This is a genomic window from Nocardiopsis sp. NPDC050513, from assembly GCF_044457925.1.
GTDB lineage: Bacteria > Actinomycetota > Actinomycetes > Streptosporangiales > Streptosporangiaceae > Nocardiopsis.
Genome location: NZ_JBITHK010000013.1, coordinates 90,334 through 107,361, shown reverse-complemented (window position 1 = coordinate 107,361; position 17,028 = coordinate 90,334). Strand labels below are relative to the sequence as shown.

Annotated in this window: 15 protein-coding genes and 3 tRNA genes; 3 read left to right on the top strand and 15 right to left on the bottom strand. The window is 72.7% G+C overall.

Translation table 11 applies throughout. From position 1 onward, the window contains the following. Window positions 1-165: 165 nt before the first annotated feature. The 7 genes from ACIBFB_RS21820 to ACIBFB_RS21790 all read right to left on the bottom strand — a co-directional run bounded on the left by ACIBFB_RS21820 (window position 166) and on the right by ACIBFB_RS21790 (window position 7,566). A complete protein-coding gene (locus tag ACIBFB_RS21820) occupies window positions 166-2,457 on the bottom strand; it encodes a heavy metal translocating P-type ATPase (protein WP_397232911.1) in 2,292 nt (763 codons plus the stop codon). Window position 2,458: 1 nt separating this feature from the next. Further along, window positions 2,459-2,665, bottom strand: coding sequence for a hypothetical protein (locus ACIBFB_RS21815; protein ID WP_397232909.1), 207 nt, complete (start codon window positions 2,663-2,665; stop codon window positions 2,459-2,461). A gap of 1 nt (window position 2,666) precedes the next feature. Then, entirely contained in the window at window positions 2,667-2,882 is a 216-nt protein-coding gene (locus ACIBFB_RS21810; protein ID WP_397232907.1) for a heavy-metal-associated domain-containing protein, read from the bottom strand. A 772-nt stretch (window positions 2,883-3,654) separates the two neighbouring features. Continuing rightward, a complete protein-coding gene (locus ACIBFB_RS21805; protein ID WP_397232905.1) occupies window positions 3,655-4,254 on the bottom strand; it encodes a GNAT family N-acetyltransferase in 600 nt (199 codons plus the stop codon). A gap of 216 nt (window positions 4,255-4,470) precedes the next feature. Then, window positions 4,471-5,964 (bottom strand): alanine/glycine:cation symporter family protein, encoded by a 1,494-nt coding sequence (locus ACIBFB_RS21800; RefSeq protein ID WP_397232903.1) that lies wholly within the window; start codon window positions 5,962-5,964, stop codon window positions 4,471-4,473. A gap of 167 nt (window positions 5,965-6,131) precedes the next feature. Further along, window positions 6,132-6,419 (bottom strand): GNAT family N-acetyltransferase, encoded by a 288-nt coding sequence (locus tag ACIBFB_RS21795; RefSeq protein WP_397232901.1) that lies wholly within the window; start codon window positions 6,417-6,419, stop codon window positions 6,132-6,134. A gap of 208 nt (window positions 6,420-6,627) precedes the next feature. Then, window positions 6,628-7,566 carry a DUF5996 family protein gene (locus tag ACIBFB_RS21790; RefSeq protein ID WP_397233069.1) on the bottom strand — a complete coding sequence of 313 codons (939 nt, stop codon included), beginning with the start codon at window positions 7,564-7,566 and terminating at the stop codon, window positions 6,628-6,630. Window positions 7,567-8,266: 700 nt separating this feature from the next. Here ACIBFB_RS21790 and ACIBFB_RS21785 point away from each other — a divergent pair. Next, complete coding sequence (locus ACIBFB_RS21785; protein WP_397232899.1) at window positions 8,267-9,472, top strand: nitrate/nitrite transporter; 1,206 nt, start codon at window positions 8,267-8,269, stop codon at window positions 9,470-9,472. 45 nt (window positions 9,473-9,517) lie between these two features. Here the strand turns inward: ACIBFB_RS21785 and ACIBFB_RS21780 are convergent, their stop codons facing one another. Both ACIBFB_RS21780 and ACIBFB_RS21775 read right to left on the bottom strand, forming a co-directional pair. Continuing rightward, complete coding sequence (locus ACIBFB_RS21780; RefSeq protein ID WP_397232897.1) at window positions 9,518-10,243, bottom strand: rRNA methyltransferase; 726 nt, start codon at window positions 10,241-10,243, stop codon at window positions 9,518-9,520. Between the two features lie 117 nt (window positions 10,244-10,360). Then, window positions 10,361-10,435: transfer RNA gene (locus ACIBFB_RS21775), tRNA-Asp, on the bottom strand. A gap of 96 nt (window positions 10,436-10,531) precedes the next feature. On the opposite strand from ACIBFB_RS21775, the gene ACIBFB_RS21770 reads away from it, so the two are divergent. Then, entirely contained in the window at window positions 10,532-10,960 is a 429-nt protein-coding gene (locus ACIBFB_RS21770; RefSeq protein ID WP_397232895.1) for an RNA-binding S4 domain-containing protein, read from the top strand. Window positions 10,961-10,991: 31 nt separating this feature from the next. Here the strand turns inward: ACIBFB_RS21770 and ACIBFB_RS21765 are convergent, their stop codons facing one another. The 4 genes from ACIBFB_RS21765 to ACIBFB_RS21750 all read right to left on the bottom strand — a co-directional run bounded on the left by ACIBFB_RS21765 (window position 10,992) and on the right by ACIBFB_RS21750 (window position 14,605). Then, window positions 10,992-11,783 carry an alpha/beta fold hydrolase gene (locus tag ACIBFB_RS21765; RefSeq protein WP_397232893.1) on the bottom strand — a complete coding sequence of 264 codons (792 nt, stop codon included), beginning with the start codon at window positions 11,781-11,783 and terminating at the stop codon, window positions 10,992-10,994. 83 nt (window positions 11,784-11,866) lie between these two features. Beyond that, the gene (locus ACIBFB_RS21760) at window positions 11,867-12,712 is read right to left on the bottom strand and encodes an ABC transporter ATP-binding protein (protein ID WP_397232891.1); all 846 of its coding nucleotides are present in this window, start codon (window positions 12,710-12,712) and stop codon (window positions 11,867-11,869) included. Between the two features lies 1 nt (window position 12,713). Further along, window positions 12,714-13,571 carry a FecCD family ABC transporter permease gene (locus ACIBFB_RS21755; protein WP_397232889.1) on the bottom strand — a complete coding sequence of 286 codons (858 nt, stop codon included), beginning with the start codon at window positions 13,569-13,571 and terminating at the stop codon, window positions 12,714-12,716. Between the two features lie 446 nt (window positions 13,572-14,017). Next, entirely contained in the window at window positions 14,018-14,605 is a 588-nt protein-coding gene (locus ACIBFB_RS21750) for a TetR/AcrR family transcriptional regulator (RefSeq protein WP_397232887.1), read from the bottom strand. 453 nt (window positions 14,606-15,058) lie between these two features. Between ACIBFB_RS21750 and ACIBFB_RS21745 the strand changes: the two genes are divergently transcribed. Further along, complete coding sequence (locus ACIBFB_RS21745; RefSeq protein WP_397232885.1) at window positions 15,059-16,369, top strand: lipase family protein; 1,311 nt, start codon at window positions 15,059-15,061, stop codon at window positions 16,367-16,369. A gap of 418 nt (window positions 16,370-16,787) precedes the next feature. Here ACIBFB_RS21745 and ACIBFB_RS21740 read toward each other — a convergent pair. After that, a tRNA-Phe gene (locus ACIBFB_RS21740) sits at window positions 16,788-16,861 on the bottom strand. A 28-nt stretch (window positions 16,862-16,889) separates the two neighbouring features. Continuing rightward, window positions 16,890-16,964 (bottom strand) — tRNA-Asp (locus ACIBFB_RS21735). Between the last annotated feature and the right edge of the window lie 64 nt (window positions 16,965-17,028).

Below are 17,028 nucleotides of genomic sequence, written 5' to 3'. Positions count from 1 at the left end.
GGCGGGAATGCGGAACGCGAGACCCGATTCACACCGAGTTATCCAGGTCTGCATGACCATCAGGGGTTTCGTCCGGTTATTCATGCTGGCCGCGGGCACGCGGCCGCCCCGGGACGCGGATCCCGGGGCGGTTCTGGGCGCGGCGGCGGGCTGGCCGGGGCCGGGTCAGGCGGCCCGGACGTGGTCGGAGAGCGGCTGGAACCGGCGCAGGCGCTGGCTGTTGGTCACCACGAACACGCTCGACAGCGCCATCGCGGCCCCCGCCAGCATCGGGTTGAGCAGGCCGAGCGCGGCCAGGGGCAGTGCCGCCGAGTTGTAGGCGAAGGCCCAGAACAGGTTGCCCCGGATGGTCGCCAAGGTCCGACGCGAGAGCCGGACCGCGTCCGCGGCGGCGCGCAGGTCCCCGCGCACCAGGGTCAGATCGCTGGCCTCGATCGCGACGTCCGTGCCGGTGCCCATGGACAGTCCCAGGTCGGCCTGGGCCAGCGCGGCGGCGTCGTTGACCCCGTCGCCGACCATCGCCACGGTGCGCCCCTCGTCCTGGAGCCGCCGGACGACGTCCGCCTTGTCCTCGGGCAGGACCTCGGCGATCACCTCGTCGACGCCGACCTCGGCGGCCACGGCGCGGGCCACGGCCTCGTTGTCACCGGTGAGCAGGATCGGGGTGAGCCCGAGGTGGCGGAACTGCCGGACCGCCTCGGCACTGGTGGGCTTGACCGTGTCGGCCACGACCAGGACCCCGCGGGCACGGCCGTCCCAGCCGACCGCGACGGCGGTGCGGCCCTTCGACTCGGCGGCGGCGAGCGCGGCGGCCAGGCTCTCGGGCAGGGACTGCGACCACTCCTCCAGCAGGGACGCCCGGCCGACCAGGACGGCGTGCCCGTCGACGATTCCCTGGACTCCCCTGCCCTCGATGTTGGCGAAGTCCTCCGGTGTCGGGAGGGCGCCGACCCGCGCGGCGGCGCCCTTGGCGACGGCGCGGGCGATGGGGTGCTCGGAGGCGTTCTCCAGGGCCCCGGCCAGGCGCAGGAGTTCGTCCTCGTCCTCGCCGTCGGCGGCGGTGACGCCCGCGAGGGCCATCCTTCCGGTGGTGACGGTGCCGGTCTTGTCCAGGACGACGGTGTCGACGCGGCGCGTGCTCTCCAGGACCTCGGGGCCCTTGATGAGGATGCCGAGCTGGGCGCCCCGACCGGTGCCGACCATCAGCGCCATCGGTGTGGCCAGGCCGAGCGCGCACGGGCAGGCGATGATGAGGACGGCGACGGCGGCGGTGAAGGCGGCGGACACCGACCCGCCGGTGCCGATCCAGAAGCCGAGGGTGCCGACGGCGATCACGATCGCGATCGGGACGAAGACCCCGGAGACGCGGTCGGCGAGCCGCTGGACGGCGGCCTTGCCGTTCTGGGCGTCCTCGACCAGGCGCGCCATCTGGGCGAGCTGGGTGTCGGATCCGACCCGCGAGGCCCGGACGACCAGGCGGCCGCCCGCGTTCACGGTGGCCCCGACCACGGCGGTCCCGGGCGAGACCTCGACCGGGACGGACTCTCCGGTGAGCATGCTCATGTCGACGGCGGAGGTGCCCTCCTCGACGGTGCCGTCGGTGGCGATCTTCTCGCCGGGACGGACGACGAAGCGGTCGCCGACGGCGAGCCGGTCGACGGGGACGAGCTCCTCGACCGCGGCGGAGCCCTCGCCGCGCAGGACGGTCACGTCCTTGGCCCCGAGTTCGAGCAGGGCGCGCAGGGCGGCCCCGGCGCGGCGCTTGGACCGGGCCTCGAAGAACTTGCCGAGGAGGATGAAGGAGGTGACCCCGGCCGCGACCTCCAGGTAGATGTTGCCGGAGCCGTCGGTGCGGGTGATGGTGAACTCGAAGGGGTGGACCGTACCGGGGGTTCCGGCGGTTCCGAGGAAGAGGGCGTACAGGGACCACAGGAACGCGGCGGTCACCCCGAGGGAGACCAGCGTGTCCATGGTCGCCGTACCCAGCCTGAGGTTCTTCCACGCCGAGACGTGGAACGGCAGCGCGCCCCAGACGACGACGGGGGCGGCCAGGGCGAGGGACGCCCACTGCCAGTAGGTGAACTGCAGGGCGGGGATCATCGCCATCGCGATGACCGGCGCGGAGAGCAGCAGGGAGACCAGCGCCCGGTTCCGCAGGCCCCGCGCGGGGTCCTCCGGCTCGGCCGCGGTCGCCTCCGGCCCGGCCTCGGGCCGGGGGAGGGTGGCGGTGTAGCCCGCCTTCTCGACCTGGGCGACGAGCTCCTCGACCGCGACAGGGGCGCCGTCGAAGGAGACCCGCGCCTTCTCCGTCGCGAAGTTGACGCTGACCGTGACGCCGTCGATCCGGTTGAGCCGCTTCTCGACGCGGTTGGCGCACGCGGCGCAGGTCATGCCGCCGATGGCGAGCTCGACCGGGGCCGCGCCGGTCTGTCGCTCCCGGGTGTCGCTGGTACTCAATTCACCGCTCCAACCGCTGCTCGTGGTCCGTCTGGGAGGCGTCGCCGCCGTGCTCGGGGCCGGTGTCGCCGCCGGGGGTGCCCGCGGTGCCCTGCTGGGCGGCGCCCTCCGGGAGGAGGGGGCCGACCACGGAGCCGACCCCGAACATCGCGGCGAACACGGCCACGAGCCCCAGCGCGAAGAGCCCGAGTCTCGTGGTCACGCCCATGTCAGCTGCGCACCTCGTATCCCGCCTCGTCGATGGCGGCGCGGACCTCGGCGTCCTTGACCGGCCCCTCGCTGGTGACCGTGACCCGCTTGGCCTCGAGGTCGACCCTGACGTCGCTGACGCCCGCGACACCCGTGACCTCCTGGGTGATGGCGTTGACGCAGTGCCCGCAGCTCATGCCGTCGACGTCGTAGACAGCGGTGGTCATGGTGGCCATGTCGTCTCCTGAGTACGCGTGTACCTCGGCGGCCCGGTGCCGGACCGCTCCAACTGCGGCCAACTATACCCCCAGGGGGTATAGCTTCGTCAAGCACCCGGACACGCCCGTCCGACGCTCCTCCGAGATTACCCCAGGGGGGTACCAATCCACGGTAGGGGAGATCAGCCAGAGCCCCGCACGGCACTCCGGCCACGGCCGCGCGCACGCTCCCACCGGCCACGCGATCGCCCGCACACGAGCCGACCGCCCCGGCCGTCCACAGGCCGACGACCCGCCCTGGCGCCGCCCCGCCCTCGCACGGTCTACTCGTTACAGGGGGCCGTGACCCGCCGGCCGCCTCGTGCTGCCCGCATCTCGCCCAAGGGCCGGATCCACGCGTCGGCCCGGACCTCCGGGCCGGACCCGTGCGCCAGGCCTCCAGGCCGGTCCGCCATGGCGGACCGCCGGACGAGGCCGCCAGGGCGCGCACGTCACGTACCCCGCCAGATCCACCCCGATCGGGCGATACCCTCCCCCGGTTCCCCGTCGACCTCCCGCACCCGCGTTTCGGACGACCTCATCCCACCGATTCGGTACGGCGCGCCTTTCCGACCGGGCCGCCCACCGCCCACGCCCGCACGCGCGAGCCCCGGCCGGAGGAAGAAGGGGTGCGTGGTGCACGGGATCACCCCCTACCCGCGCACGGGCTTGGACCCGGCGCCGCCCGCCGCGCGCGATCCGGCACGGCGGGCACAGCCGTCCGCACGGCCCCGCCCCGCGCGACCCGACGTCAGTCGGACTTCAACGCCAGCCGCGCCACCACACGCTCGCTGTTGTGGTGCGGGGCCAGGGAGAACCCCGCGCGTTGGTACATCTCGACCGTCCCCGTGTACACCTCCGCGCTCGGCGCCCGGCCGCCCGCCGTGTCCACGGGGTAGGCCTCCAGCACCCGGGCGCCGTTGGCCCGCGCGTACTCGATGGCCCCGTCCAGCAGGCGGCTGCCGAGCCCCCGGCGTCGGCGCCTGGGCGGGAGCCAGAAGCAGACGAGCGCCCAGACGCCCGGCTCGTTGGGGTCGGCGGGCCGCAGCGACCGCGACCGCGAGAGCCGGATGAAGTCCTCCCGGGGCGCCACCGACACCCAGCCGCACGGTCCGTCACCGTCGTAGGCGATCAGCCCGGGGACCCGGCCGTCCAACGTCAGCCGCCGCAACTCCTCCTTGTTGTCCACCCCTCGCAGGGAACGCTCGCACGAGGTGCTCGCCGTGTGGTCCTTGGCCCGCCTGCGGAAGAAGGTGCACCAGCAGTGCCCGTAGGCCCCGGTCGGTCCGAACAGGTTCTCCAGGTCCTCCCACCGCTCGGCGGTGGCGGGCTCGATTGAGACGATGGACATCGGACTCCCTCGACGAGACACACGGGCCGCCACAACTGTGATGCAGAACACTAGCGCCTCATCTCCGTGGCCGAAAGCACACGGATGTCCGGAAACTACGGGATTTTCGCGTTCACCGTGAAAAAGATGCCTTGCCCGCACACACGCCGGGGGCGGTGTTCCGGCCGTCAGCCGTCGCACCGCCCCCGGGGGACTCCGTCCGCCTGTCCGGCGGGCCTAACCCCGCGCCCGGGACCCGGAGGCGACCTCCTCCTCCGACTCCCAGCACTCGATCCCCCGCAGGCCGGGCATCCGGTCCCGGGTGAACACCGGGTCCCGGCCCTCCCTCCGCTGCTGGTTGTAGTCCTTCAGCAGCCGGAACGCGATCCCCGCGAGGGGCGTGATCGCCAGCAGGTTGATCAGTGCCATCGCGCCCATCGTGGTGTCGGCGAGCGTCCAGACCAGGTCGATCGACCCCAGCGCCCCCAGGAAGGTCGCCAGCAGGAACGCGGACTTGTACCCGATCAGCGCACCGCTGCTCCTGGTCAGGTACTCGACGTTCGACTCGCCGTAGTAGTAGTTGCCGAGCACCGACGTGAACGCGACCAGCAGGATGATCGCGGTCATCAGGTGCAGCGCCCACGGCCCGAGCGACGTCATGACCGCCTGCTGCGCCAGGTCGCCCGCCAGACCGCTGTCGACCGACCCGTCGGAGGCGAGGAGGATGATGAAGGCGGTCACCGTGCACAGCAGCAGGGTGTCGAAGTACACGCCGAGCGTCTGCACCAGACCCTGCTTGACCGGGTGAGTCACCGAGGCGCTGGCCGCCGCCACCGGCGCCGACCCCAGACCGGCCTCGTTGGAGAACATGCCCCGGCGCACGCCCTGGATGATCACCGTTCCGAGGGTCGCGGCGCCGAACTCCCGCAGACCGAACGCGTGCTCGAGGATCAGCGCGAGCACGCTGGGGAGCACCTGCCAGTTCATCGCCATGATGATCAGGCCGAGGACGACGTACAGGGCGGCGAAGGACGGGATGAGCGCCTGGGCGGTGTGCGCGATCCGGCGGACGCCGCCGAAGATCACCAGGCCGGTGACCACGACGAGCACGACGCCGACGGCCGCCGACAGCCACGCGCCCGAGCCGAGGCCCAGGGTCTCGGAGGAGTTGGCGATCGCACCGGCGATGGTGTTGCTCTGCACGGCGTTGAACACCATCGGGAAGGTCAGGATGAGGATGACCGCGAACAGCGCCCCCAGCCACCTCTGGCCGAGCGCCCGCTCCATGTAGTACGCGGGGCCGCCGCGGTACCCGGAGCGGTCGCGCACCTTGTACAGCTGGGCGAGCGTCGCCTCCACGAAGCTGGCCGCGCCGACGACCGTCGCCATCGTCCACATCCAGAACACCGCGCCCGGCCCGCCGAGCGCGATGGCGACCGACACGCCGACGATGTTCCCGGTGCCGACGCGCCCGGCGGCCGAGATCATGAACGCCTGGAGCGACGACACGGCCTTCTTCCCGTCGGGCGCCTGCTCGGGCGTGCCCCTCAGGGCCCGGAACATCTCGGGCAGCATCCGGATCTGGACCAGGCCGGAGCCGAAGGTGAAGTACAGGCTCACGACGACGAGGAGGGGGATCACGCCCCAGGCCCACAGGATGTCGTTGTTGAAGTCCCCGATGGCACCGGTCACGCGCTCGTTGAGGGTGGGGTCTGCGTCTGCGGCTGACACGACGGGCGAGCTCCTTCGCTCGGGGGTACGGGTCGTTGCCGTATACCCCCGGCCCCGGGCGATTCACCCGTCGCGGCACACCTTCGCCGGAAGGTGACGCTTCCGACGCGGAAGTGTTTCCCGGCGCACGCCGGAGGAACGCGGACCCGTCGCTCAGCTGGCGCCCCTCACGCCCCCTGGACCAGGTCGCCGTAGGCCGGGTGCCGCTTCAGGAAGGCCCGGACGAACGGGCAGATCGGAACGACCTTCAGGTCGCGGGCGCGGATGTCGTCGAGGGACTCGCGCACGAGCGCGCTGGCCACGCCCCGCCCCTCGAACGCGGACTCCACCTCCACGTGGGGAAGGGCGAGCACGCCCTCCTCGATCAGGTGGTAGGCGGAGAAGCCCACCACCCGCCCGTCGGCGCTCACCTCGTACCTCGACCGCTCCGGCGCGTCGACGACGGTCAGATCCATGCCACTCCCCCGCTCCGGGTGCCCTCCGCGGGCGCTGCGTGCGCGTCGCGAACCGCGACGTTCCGGAGCCCATTCCCCCAGAAACTCCGCGCACACGAAGGAACGGGATTTTACTCCTGGAAGTTCCCCCCTTGACCCTTGCCGCCCGCCCGGGCGGCCCGTCGACCGGGCGTCCGGCGCCCCTCGTCCGAACGGGCGCGCCGCGGGGTCAGCGCCGGGTGGGGTACGGGTCGGTGATCCCGCCGGGACTCGCCAGCGCGTCGAGGTCCCACCCGGCCAGCTCCGCCCCCGCGCGGTAGGCGCTCTCCAGGAACTCCAGGACCGTGGCATGGGGGTCGGGCGCCTTGCGCGCGTCCGCGTACCGCAGCAGCGCGAGGTGCCCCTGACCGCTCTCCACCCACTCGGCCGACGTGGGAGAGAGGCGGCGTTCGGTCAGGCCCCGGGGTTCGGGCACGGTGTAGGAGTAGAAGCACGGTTCGGGGATGGAGTCGTCGCCGAACCAGAACCCGAAGCTCACCGCCTCCCGCGAGTACGCCTCGCGGATCAGCGGTCCGGCCTCCCGGGGCTGCGGGACCGGATGCGGCGAGAACCGGGTGACCGCGATGTCGAACGTGTGCCAGAAGTGGTGCACGGGGCTGGTCTTGCCGGAGAACCCCGCCGAGAACTCCTCCAGGATCAGGTTGACCTGGCTGAGGATCTGCCAGTACCGCGTGGCGTGCGCGGGGTCGTAGGCGGCGTGCTCGTGGTCGTCCACGAACGGGCGGTCGGAGTCGGGCAGGTCGAACGGGTGCGCCTCCGGGATGCTCCCGTCCACGCCGAGGCTGTCCAGGGCGGACTGGAACCGCAGGTAGAACGAGGCGACGCTGTTGCCCTGGAGCGGGAAGGACACCCGCGCGCCCTCGATGTTGGACGCGACCAACTGGTGGCGGACGAAGTCGAAGTCGACGCTGAACACCGGGTTCCCGTCCACCAGGCCCATCGGGCGCGTGGTGATCCCGGTCCCGGTCAGGTGGAAGGGCACGTGCCACCAGTGGTTGCGGCGCGGACTGTGGCGCAGGCGCGTCTTCCCGACGATCTGCTCGAAACGGTGCAGCGTCTGCTTGGTGTCCTGCCAGACCTCAAGCGGGAAGGGCGGGAACAGCTCCATCATGCCGGGTCTCCTGGGTGGTGCCGGTGGGGCGGGTTCGGGCTGGGAACGGACGGAACGTATCAGCGCGAACCGCGCGCCAGGCCGTTGGCTCCCTCGTCCCCCTCGCCGTCGTTCGTGCCCGCGGACACGCGCGTCTGCGCGTCGTCCCCGTTCCGGGGCCGCGGAACGACCGGGCGCGCGCCGCGTTCGCCGCGCACACGGAAATAGATATCGCGAGTGTAGGGTGCGCCACGCGGACAACCGCGCGACCCGTGTTCCGGGTGGTCCGGGACGATCGACGGATAATCGGCCGCGCGCGTTTCGTGGATGACGATTCCGTCCTCGACCCCCACCCCGCGCGAACACGGCCCGCAGGGGTTCACGCCGTGCGCGGAACGGTACGCACGGCCGCGTGAACGCCGCCCCTGCCATCGCACGCCATTGCTCTGAACAGCACCGACGCTCTCATCGTGATCCGCCGGGTCGGCGTCGGACCGGTGCTCGCCCCCGTCCGCGACCTCGTCCTGGGAAACTCCGCCTTGACCTCGTGCCGCCATCGCCACAACACTCCGTTTGCCTTTTCCCGGCCCGGCGGGTTCCGGCCCGGCACCCGCCACATTCCGTTAATGAATATGCCTGCTCCGGCCCGGATGTCACGTATCCCACTCCGATTTCGGCGACAATCGTCGCGAATCGACGACGAGGGGGAGTTGTCCACATGCGCACGCATGCCGCGGGACGCACGACACGGATCGGAACCGCGGGCGGCAACCTCGCCCTGGCCACCGCGGCGTTCACCCTGACCCTCTGGGCGTGGAACCTCATCGCGCCGTTGTCGCGCTCCTACGCCGGCGCCCTCGGTCTCACGGGCGCCCAGACCACCGTCCTGGTGGCGCTGCCCGCCCTGTCGGGGGCGGTCGCGCTCGTGGTGGTCGGTGTGCTGACCGACCGCCTCGGCGGCCGGGTGTCGCTCGCGGCCGTGTGTGCGGCGACCGCCGTCCCGACGTTCCTGCTCGGGGTGGCGTCGACCTCCTACGGGCTGCTCGTGCTGTGGGCGCTGCTGCTGGGGGTGGCGGGCGCCTCGTTCGCCGCGGGGCTCCCGTTCGTCGCCTCCTGGTACCCGTCGGGGCGGCGCGGGTTCGCCACGGGGGTGTTCGGCGCGGGCATGTTCGGCATGGGACTGTCCACGTACCTCACGCCGCGCCTGGTGACGGCGGTCGGGGCCGCTGGCACGCACCTGGCGCTGTGCGCGGCCCTGGTCGCGATGGGCGTCGTGACCTGGGTGTTCGGCCGTGACGCGCCCGGGTGGCGGCCTCCGCCCGGCGCCCCGCGGATCCGGGTGCGCGACGCGTTCGGGCTCGCCGTGGCGTGGCGGGCGGCACTGCTGTACGCGGTGGCCTTCGGCGGCGTCGTCGCCTTCACCACCGCCCTGCCGACGGCGCTCACCACGGACCACGCGTACACGGCGGCCGAGGCCGCGTCGCGCACGACCGGGTTCGCGGTCGTGGCGATGCTGGCCCGTGCGTGCGGCGGACTGCTCTCGGACCGGATCGGTGCGGCGCGGGTGTGCGTGGCCTCGTTCGCGGGGACGGGCGTGTTCGCCGTCGCGCTGGCTCTGCACCCGCTCGCCGGGTTCCTGGCCGGAGCGGCGTTCACCCTGGTCGCGGCCTCTCTCGGGCTGGGCACCGGCGGTGTGATGGCACTGGTGGCCGAGGCGGTGGATCCGCGGCAGGTGGGGACCGTGAGCGGCATGGCGGGGGCGGGCGGCGCGCTGGGCGGGCTCCTGCCGCCGGTGCTGCTGACCGTGGTCCACCGGGCGACGGGCGAGTACACGCTGGGGTTCGTCCTCCTCGCGGTCACCGCGCTCGCGTTGGCCGTCTACGCCGCGCGGACCGTACGGGCGCGCAGCTCGCCGGGTGGCTGACCGGACGCCCGGCCGCTCCGGGGCGCGACCGGCCCCGACCGCGGTCTACGGCGCCGCGTCGCGGGCGCGCACGAGGACCGCCGACCGGTTGCCGACCCGCACGCGTTCCAGGGCCCGTACGCCCTCCGGCAGCACGATCCGACGGGCGCGCGCCGCCACGACCACCACGGCCCGCTCGGGCAGGACACGGCCGAGCGACGCCAGCAGGCCGCCCACCGGGTCCTCCCCCGGCACGGCCCCGGACCACCGCGTCATCTCGCCGTAGGGCACGTCCGTCACGACCAGGTCGGCGTCGACCTGCTCGTCAAGGCCGAACACGTCGGCCACCGCCGCGTCGTGCGGAAGGTCCCCGCCCATCGCGGCCAGCCCGGCGGCCAGGTCCGCGGCGGCTTCCGCCCGCTCCACGAACGCCACACGTCCGAAGTCCCTGGCCGACCGGCGCAGCTCGGCCTCCCGTCCGGCGAGACCCGACGCGGTGAGCAGCTCCAGGTTGCGCGCCGCCAGGTCGACCGCGTCGGCGTCCACGTCCGACGCCCGCACGTGGGAGACGCGGTCGCGGTGCAGCAGCCCCAGCACCGTGACCAGGTAGCCGCCGCCGCAGCAGGGGTCCCACAGGCGTACCGGGGTGTCGTGTACGTGGGCCAGCGCTCGTTGGAAGAGTTCGCTGGCCAGCCGCACGGGGAAGCCCGGATACCCGGGCGCGGAGCGCAGCACCTGCCCGCTCGCCAGCGCCGAGTGGTCCGCCCGTTCGACGGCGTACCGGTAGCCCAAGGTCCCGTCATCCTCCCGTGCCCGATGCCGTCGCCTCTGAGGGGGACCTTCCCCGTCAGGCGGGTTCCACCCCACAACGACAGGAGCCCGGCACCTCGCGGTGCCGGGCTCCGGCTGCGGTCCTGACGGGATTTGAACCCGCGGCCTCCACCTTGACAGGGTGGCGAGCACTCCTAACTGCTCCACAGGACCTCGTTGCAGGAACAACTCTAGCGCGACTTCGGAGTACTTCGTACCGCCGCCCGCCTAGAGTGGTGGACGACGTCCCCGACACCGAGAGGAGACGGCGTGAGCGAGCCGTCGGCCCCCCTGCCGTCCGGACCGGAGTCGACCCGGGTGGACCGCTGGCTCTGGGCCGTGCGCCTCACCAAGACCAGGTCGGACGCCGCCCAGGCCTGCCGTGGCGGACACGTGCGCGTCAACGGCCGTCCGGCGAAGGCGGCCACCGCGGTGAAGGCCGGAGACGAGGTGCGCGTCCGGCTGCACGGAACGACGCGGCTCGTCGACGTGAGCCACGTCATCGTCAAGCGGGTCGGCGCGCCCCTCGCGACGCGGTGCTACGTCGACCGGTCGCCCACCCCGCCGCCCCAGGCGACGGGACCCGTCATCCGGCGCGACCGGGGCGCGGGCCGCCCGACCAAGCGCGACCGGCGCCAGCTCGACAGGCTGCGCGCCGACCAGTGGCCGCCCGCCGAAGCCGGACCGGGACCGGCCTGAGCCGCGCCGGAGCCGACCGGTCCGTCAGGTGTCAGCGGGGCAGCGGGTGCTCCGCCAGGAAGTCGAGGACCTCCCGGGTGGCCTTGGGCTCGACCTCGTGCAGGTAGCCGTGGCGGACACCGGGCAGGACCGACAGCCGGGCGCCGGGGACGCGTTCGGCGACCAGCGCCGCGTTGCCCACCGGGGTGAGCTCGTCGTCCTCGCCGTGCACGACGAGGGTCGGGGCGGCGATGGCGGGCAGCAGGTCCCATCCGTCGTGGCGCAGACTCGCCTCGTAGTGTCGCCGTTGGGCTCGGAGGGGGTTGTGCGGCACGATCGTTGCGACCTGGTCCGGGTGCGCGTCGGCCCAGGCGGGTGTGTAGAACAGGTGCGCGACGAGCCCGCGCCCCTCCTCGGTGTTGGCCCTGCGCAGGGCCAGCGAGGCCTCGACGGGGCGTTCGATCTCGTGCCCGCCTCCCGGGGCGGTCGAGCCGAGCACGAGTGCGCCGACCCGTTCGGGGGCCGTGGCCGCGAGCGTCTGCGCGACCTTGCCGCCCATGGAGAAGCCGTAGACGTGGGCGCGCGCGACGCCGAGGTGGTCCAGGACCGCGAGGGCGTCGCGCGCCAGGAGGTCCGTCGTGTAGGCGGAGTCGACCGGGGCGTCGCTGCCCCCGGTGCCCCGCAGGTCCATCCGCACGACCCGGTGGTGGCGGGCCAGCTCCTCGGCGACGCCGTTCCACATCGTGTGGTCGAGGGACTGGCCGTGGACGAGGAGGAGGGGTTCGCCCTCACCGAGGGTGTCGTACCAGATCCGGGTGCCGTCGGCGGCGGTCGCGTGGCTCACGTGGCCGGACACTACCCGAGTTGCGGACCGAGCGCCGCGGCCCGGGTCACACCGTGCCCGGTCCGGCCGACGGATCGGTCCGCTCAACCCGGCAGGTGATCGGGGTTGCGCACGAGCGGGGACAGGCTGGGCGTCCCGGTGACCGGGTCCGGGTACACCCTCGCCGACAGCCCGAACACGTCCTGGACCAGCTCCTCGGTGACCACCTCCCGGGGCCGCCCGGCGGCGTACACCCGCCCCTCCCGCATCGCCACCAGGTGGTCGGAGTAGCGCGAGGCCAGGTTGAGGTCGTGCAGGACCATGACGACCGTGGTGCCCTGGGTCCGGTTCAGCTCCAGCAGCAGGTCCAGCACCTCGACCTGGTGGGCGATGTCGAGGAAGGTCGTCGGCTCGTCGAGCAGCAGCAGGTCGGTGCGCTGGGCGAGGGTCATCGCGATCCACACCCGCTGCCGCTGCCCCCCGGACAGCTCGTCGACCGACCGCTCCGCCAGCTCCAGCGTGTCCGTCGCCGTCAGGGCCTCCCGCACCGCCCGGTCGTCCTCCGCCGTCCAGCGGCGGAACCACCCCTGGTGCGGGTAGCGCCCGCGGCCCACGAGGTCGGCGACCGTGATCCCCTCCGGCGCGACCGGGTTCTGCGGCAGCAGACCGATGATCCTGGCCACGTCGCGGGTGGCGATCCCGTGGATGTCCGCCCCGTTGAGCAGCACCCTCCCCGATCGCGGGGCGAGCAGCCTGGCCAGACCGCGCAGCAGGGTGGACTTGCCGCAGCCGTTCGCCCCGACGATGGAGGTGACCACGCCGGGCGGCACGCTGACCGTGAGGTCGTGCACGACCGGTTCCTCCCCGTACCCGAGGGTCAGCCCCTCGGTCTCCAGGGAGGAGAAGGCGAGCACGGAGTTCCCCGCCCGCCCGGTGTCGGCCAGAGTCATGTCAACCACCTGCCCCGGACCGGTTGGTCCGCATGAGGAGCCAGAGAGGGTACGGAGCGCCCACGACACCGGTCACCACGTCCACGGGGAGAGTGGTCTCGGGGATCGTGAACTGCGCGATGAGTTCGGACGCGAGCATGGTCACTGCGCCGACCAGTGTCGCGGGGACCAGGCCCAGCCGGCCCGCGCCGACGGTGCGCCGGGCGATCGGCGCGCTGACCAGGGCGACGAAGGCGACCGGACCGGTCACCGCCACCGCCGAGGCGGCCAGAGCCACCGACACCGACGACAGCCACAGCCGGGAGCGTTCCACGGGCACTCCCAGGGCGGCGGCCGGGTCGTCGCCGAGTTCGAGCGAACGCAGCCGCCCGCCCGACACGGCCAACGCGGGCACGAGCATCCCGGCGCAGCCCAGCAACGGGTTCGGCGTCGGCCAGTCCGCGCGCGCCAGACTACCCGTGATCCAGGTCAGCGCCACCTGCGTGTCACGGACGTCGTTCTGGGTGAGGCCCCAGGACACGACGCTCGTGGCCAGCGCCGCCACTCCGATGCCGGTGAGCGGGAACCGGTACCCGACCACGCCGCCGCGCCAGGCGAGGAGGTGGATCACGGCCGCCGCGCCGAGGCCGCCCGTGCCGACGAACGCGGTCAGCGCCGGCCCGCTGATGCCCAGGCAGACGACGCCGACCACCCCGGCGGCGCTGGCTCCGTGCGTGATGCCGATGATGTCCGGGCTGACAAGCGGGTTGCGCACCAGGCTCTGGAACGGCGCCCCGGACAGGCGCAGCTCCACGAGGACGAAACAAGCGACCTGGTCGGCGCGGCCCAGGAAGAGGTCGCCGGGCTCGGGGAGGGACACGGAGGCGCGTCCCAGGGGAAGATCCCGTTCCCGTCGCCGCCGTAGTCGTTGCGGGGCATGGCGACCGGCACAACGTCGAGGGCGGGCACGACGTCCTGGGCGGACCAGCCCCACGTGACCACGCGTTCGGGCTGCTCGGGGATGACCGCCTCGCCCAGCGCGCCGTCGATGGTGACGGGGAACGCGCCGTCGCCGCCGCCCTGTGCGGTGCCCTCGGGCTCACCGCCGGAGCAGGCCGCCAGGACGGCGGTCAGGGTGAGTCCCGCCGCGGCGTACCGTGCGGGTCTGGGCACGCGTACTGCGGACACGCGCGAGGGCTCCTCCGGGTCTGGTCGCGACCTCCGCCGATGAGCACAGGTAGGCAAGGCTGACAAAACCTTGACCCGGACCTGTCCATGCCCCCGCGCCTCCGGCGGCACGTCCCCGCCGGTCGCGGCGGGAGGCCGTCAGGAGGAACCGCCGGGTGCGGGCAGGATGCGCTCGACCGCGGCGTCGACCAGGGCTCGGGCCCGGTCCTCGGAGATGACCTCGGGCAGGGTGAGCCGCTCCAGGATCAACCAGTTCAGCGCCAGGTAGAGCAGGACGACGGAGGTGTCGTCGCCAGGGAAGCCGACACGGGTGTGAAAGTCGATGTTGGCATCGAGGTCCGCGCGGACCCGCTCGGTGAGCAGGCGGCGCAGCTCGGGGCGGCGGGTGGCCTCCAGGCGCAACTCGATCTGGGCGAGGAAGCCGGAGCGGAACTCGCTGACGCGGCCCACGATCTCGTGCATGAGCTCAGCGACCCGGGCGCGGTCGTGCGGGCCCTTCTCCGCCACGGCGACGAGGTCGGCGCCAGGCTCCAACCGCTCGTAGAACCGGTGGCCGACCTGGGTGAGCAGGTCGTCGCGGTTGGCGAAGTAGTTGGAGGCCGTTCCGCCGGGTACGGCCGCCTCCTTGTCCACGGCGCGGAAGGTCAGGCCGCGCGCGCCCTCGCGGGCGAGCACCTCGATGGCCGCGTCGAGCAGGGCGCCCCGGCGCTCGGGATTCTGCCGCATGGGATGGTGCTCCGTTCGGTGTCGATATCACTCTGGACGTAGTACTACAGTTCGACCACTCCAAGCAGAGTACGAAACATGAACCCGAGGGGTCCGGTCGTCGGGGAGTTCCCGGACACCCCGCTGACCCACGCCCGCGAACAGCCGGGAGTGGACGCCCGCGACCCGGACTTCGCCGCCACGGGCGGGGCGACCCGCGCCCCCGCTCTGGAGACCGGCACCCACGGTCCTACCACCCCGAAGTCATCACTATGGGCAATGAGTCAACTCCATTGAGTCACAGACAGACCGGTGGAAGCACCGATGCGCGGGCGCGATCGTCCGCTCCAGGATGTTGAGCACACCGGTGTGCCCCGAGACATGACGAGGGCGTCCGGTGAAGCCGTGCCGTTCCGAGACCGGGCGCGGCGACGTCCCCAGGCGCGAACCCCCGACCCCTCAGGAGTCATGTCCGTGTCCAGATCACCGCGCGCCCGGCGGCACCGTCTGACCGCCGCGACCGCCGCAGCCTGCACGGCCGCCGCGCTGACCGCCGCCACCGCACTGTGGAACCACGACGGAGGCGCCGCCGGGGCCCAGCTGACCTCGACCCAGGAGACCGCGACCCTTTCCACCTGGGCGGACATCGAGCAGCCCGAAGAGGCCACCGCCGTCGAGGACGACTTCTTCCAGCCGCCGGACCCGCTCCCCGCGGGCGAGCCCGGTGACATCATCCGCGCCGAGCCCGCCGACGCGTTCACCGACGCGCTGCGCGTCGGCCGCTTCCCCGCCGACGTGTGGCGGGTGATGTACCTGTCCACGGACGCGCTCGGCGAGCCGATGGCGGTCACCGCCACCGTCATGGCGCCGACCGCGCCCTGGGAGGGCGGGGGAGAACGGCCGCTGGTCGCCTACGCGATCGGCACCCACGGCATCGGCGACCACTGCGCCCCGTCGAACGGACTGGAGCAGGGCCTGGAGTACGAGGCCTCGCTCATGGAGCGGTACGTCGACGACGGATACGCACTGGTCGTCACCGACTACGAGGGCTTCGGGACGCCGGGCGACCACACCTTCATGGTCGGCCGCTCCCAGGGCCCGGCCGTCCTCGACTCTCTGCGCGCCGCCACCCGGCTCGACGAGGCCGGGATCTCCCCCGACGCCCCGATGGGCGTCAACGGGTTCTCCCAGGGCGGCGGGTCCGCCGTGTGGGCGGCCCAGCTCCACCCGGAGTACGCACCGGAACTGCCGCTGGTCGGCGTCGCCGCCGGCGCCGTGCCCGCGGACCTGCACCAGGTCGCCGAGTTCCTGGACGGCGGCACCTACTTCTCGCTCATGAGTCTCGCCGCGATCGGCCTCAGCTCCGCCTACCCGGAGCTGCCCCTGGAGGAGAGGATGACCGACGATGGGGCGGAGCTGATGGACACCCTGCGCGATTCCTGCACCGTCGACGCCATTCCGCACGGGATGTTCAGGACCATGGACGGCATCACCACCGCCGAACTGCTGAACAGTCCCGAGTGGCAGGCGCGCCTGGCCGAGAACCTGCCCGGGGGGACGGCCCCGACCGTGCCGCTGTTCATGTACCACTCGGCCCTGGACGACGCGATCCCGATGGGACAGGCCGAGGAGCTGCGCGACACCTACTGTGCCGCCGGCGCCAACGTGCAGTGGCGTAGGACCTACTCCGGATCCCACGTCATGAGCCTGTTCATCGACCACGACAGGGCCCACGACTGGATGGCCGACCGGTTCGCCGGCGAACCGACGAACAGCACCTGCTGAGGTCCGGGGGCGCCGGCGCGCGCCGGCGCCCCCGCGGAGATCGGTCGGACGTTCAGCTTCCCGAAGGTGTTCGGCGCGGGCGGGGACTGGCCGATGGGCAGGCCGACGAGGTGACTGGCCGCCAGGGAGCGATGTACTACGCGGCGCTCCGCCCCGAGGAGGCACGTGGAGGCACGTGGAGGAGGTCACCCCCGACGCCGGGCCCGAGTTCACCGACGACGGCACCAGGCGCGACACCCGTCGCGGTCCGAAGCAGCGCCAGATCGAGGAGGCCCTATACCGCTCCTGAACGTGGCCGCGCATTGGCCGCAGGCACCCACCGTGAGCCGCCACGGTCCACCGGCAACCACCGACACAGCAAAGCGCCCCGCTGCCTGCCTTCCCAGGTGGCGGGGCGTTTTCGTGTGTCTGCTACAGGTGGCTAGGGGCGGGGTCGAACCGCCGACCTTCCGCTTTTCAGGCGGACGCTCGTACCAACTGAGCTACCTAGCCATGCGCGCCGATCACCCGGCGGCATCTGCGGTCCTGACGGGATTTGAACCCGCGGCCTCCACCTTGACAGGGTGGCGAGCACTCCTAACTGCTCCACAGGACCTTGTTCGCTTGTCACGCCGGGTGCGTAGCCCCGGCGCGTCGCTGCGGTACTCATTCTGCCAGAC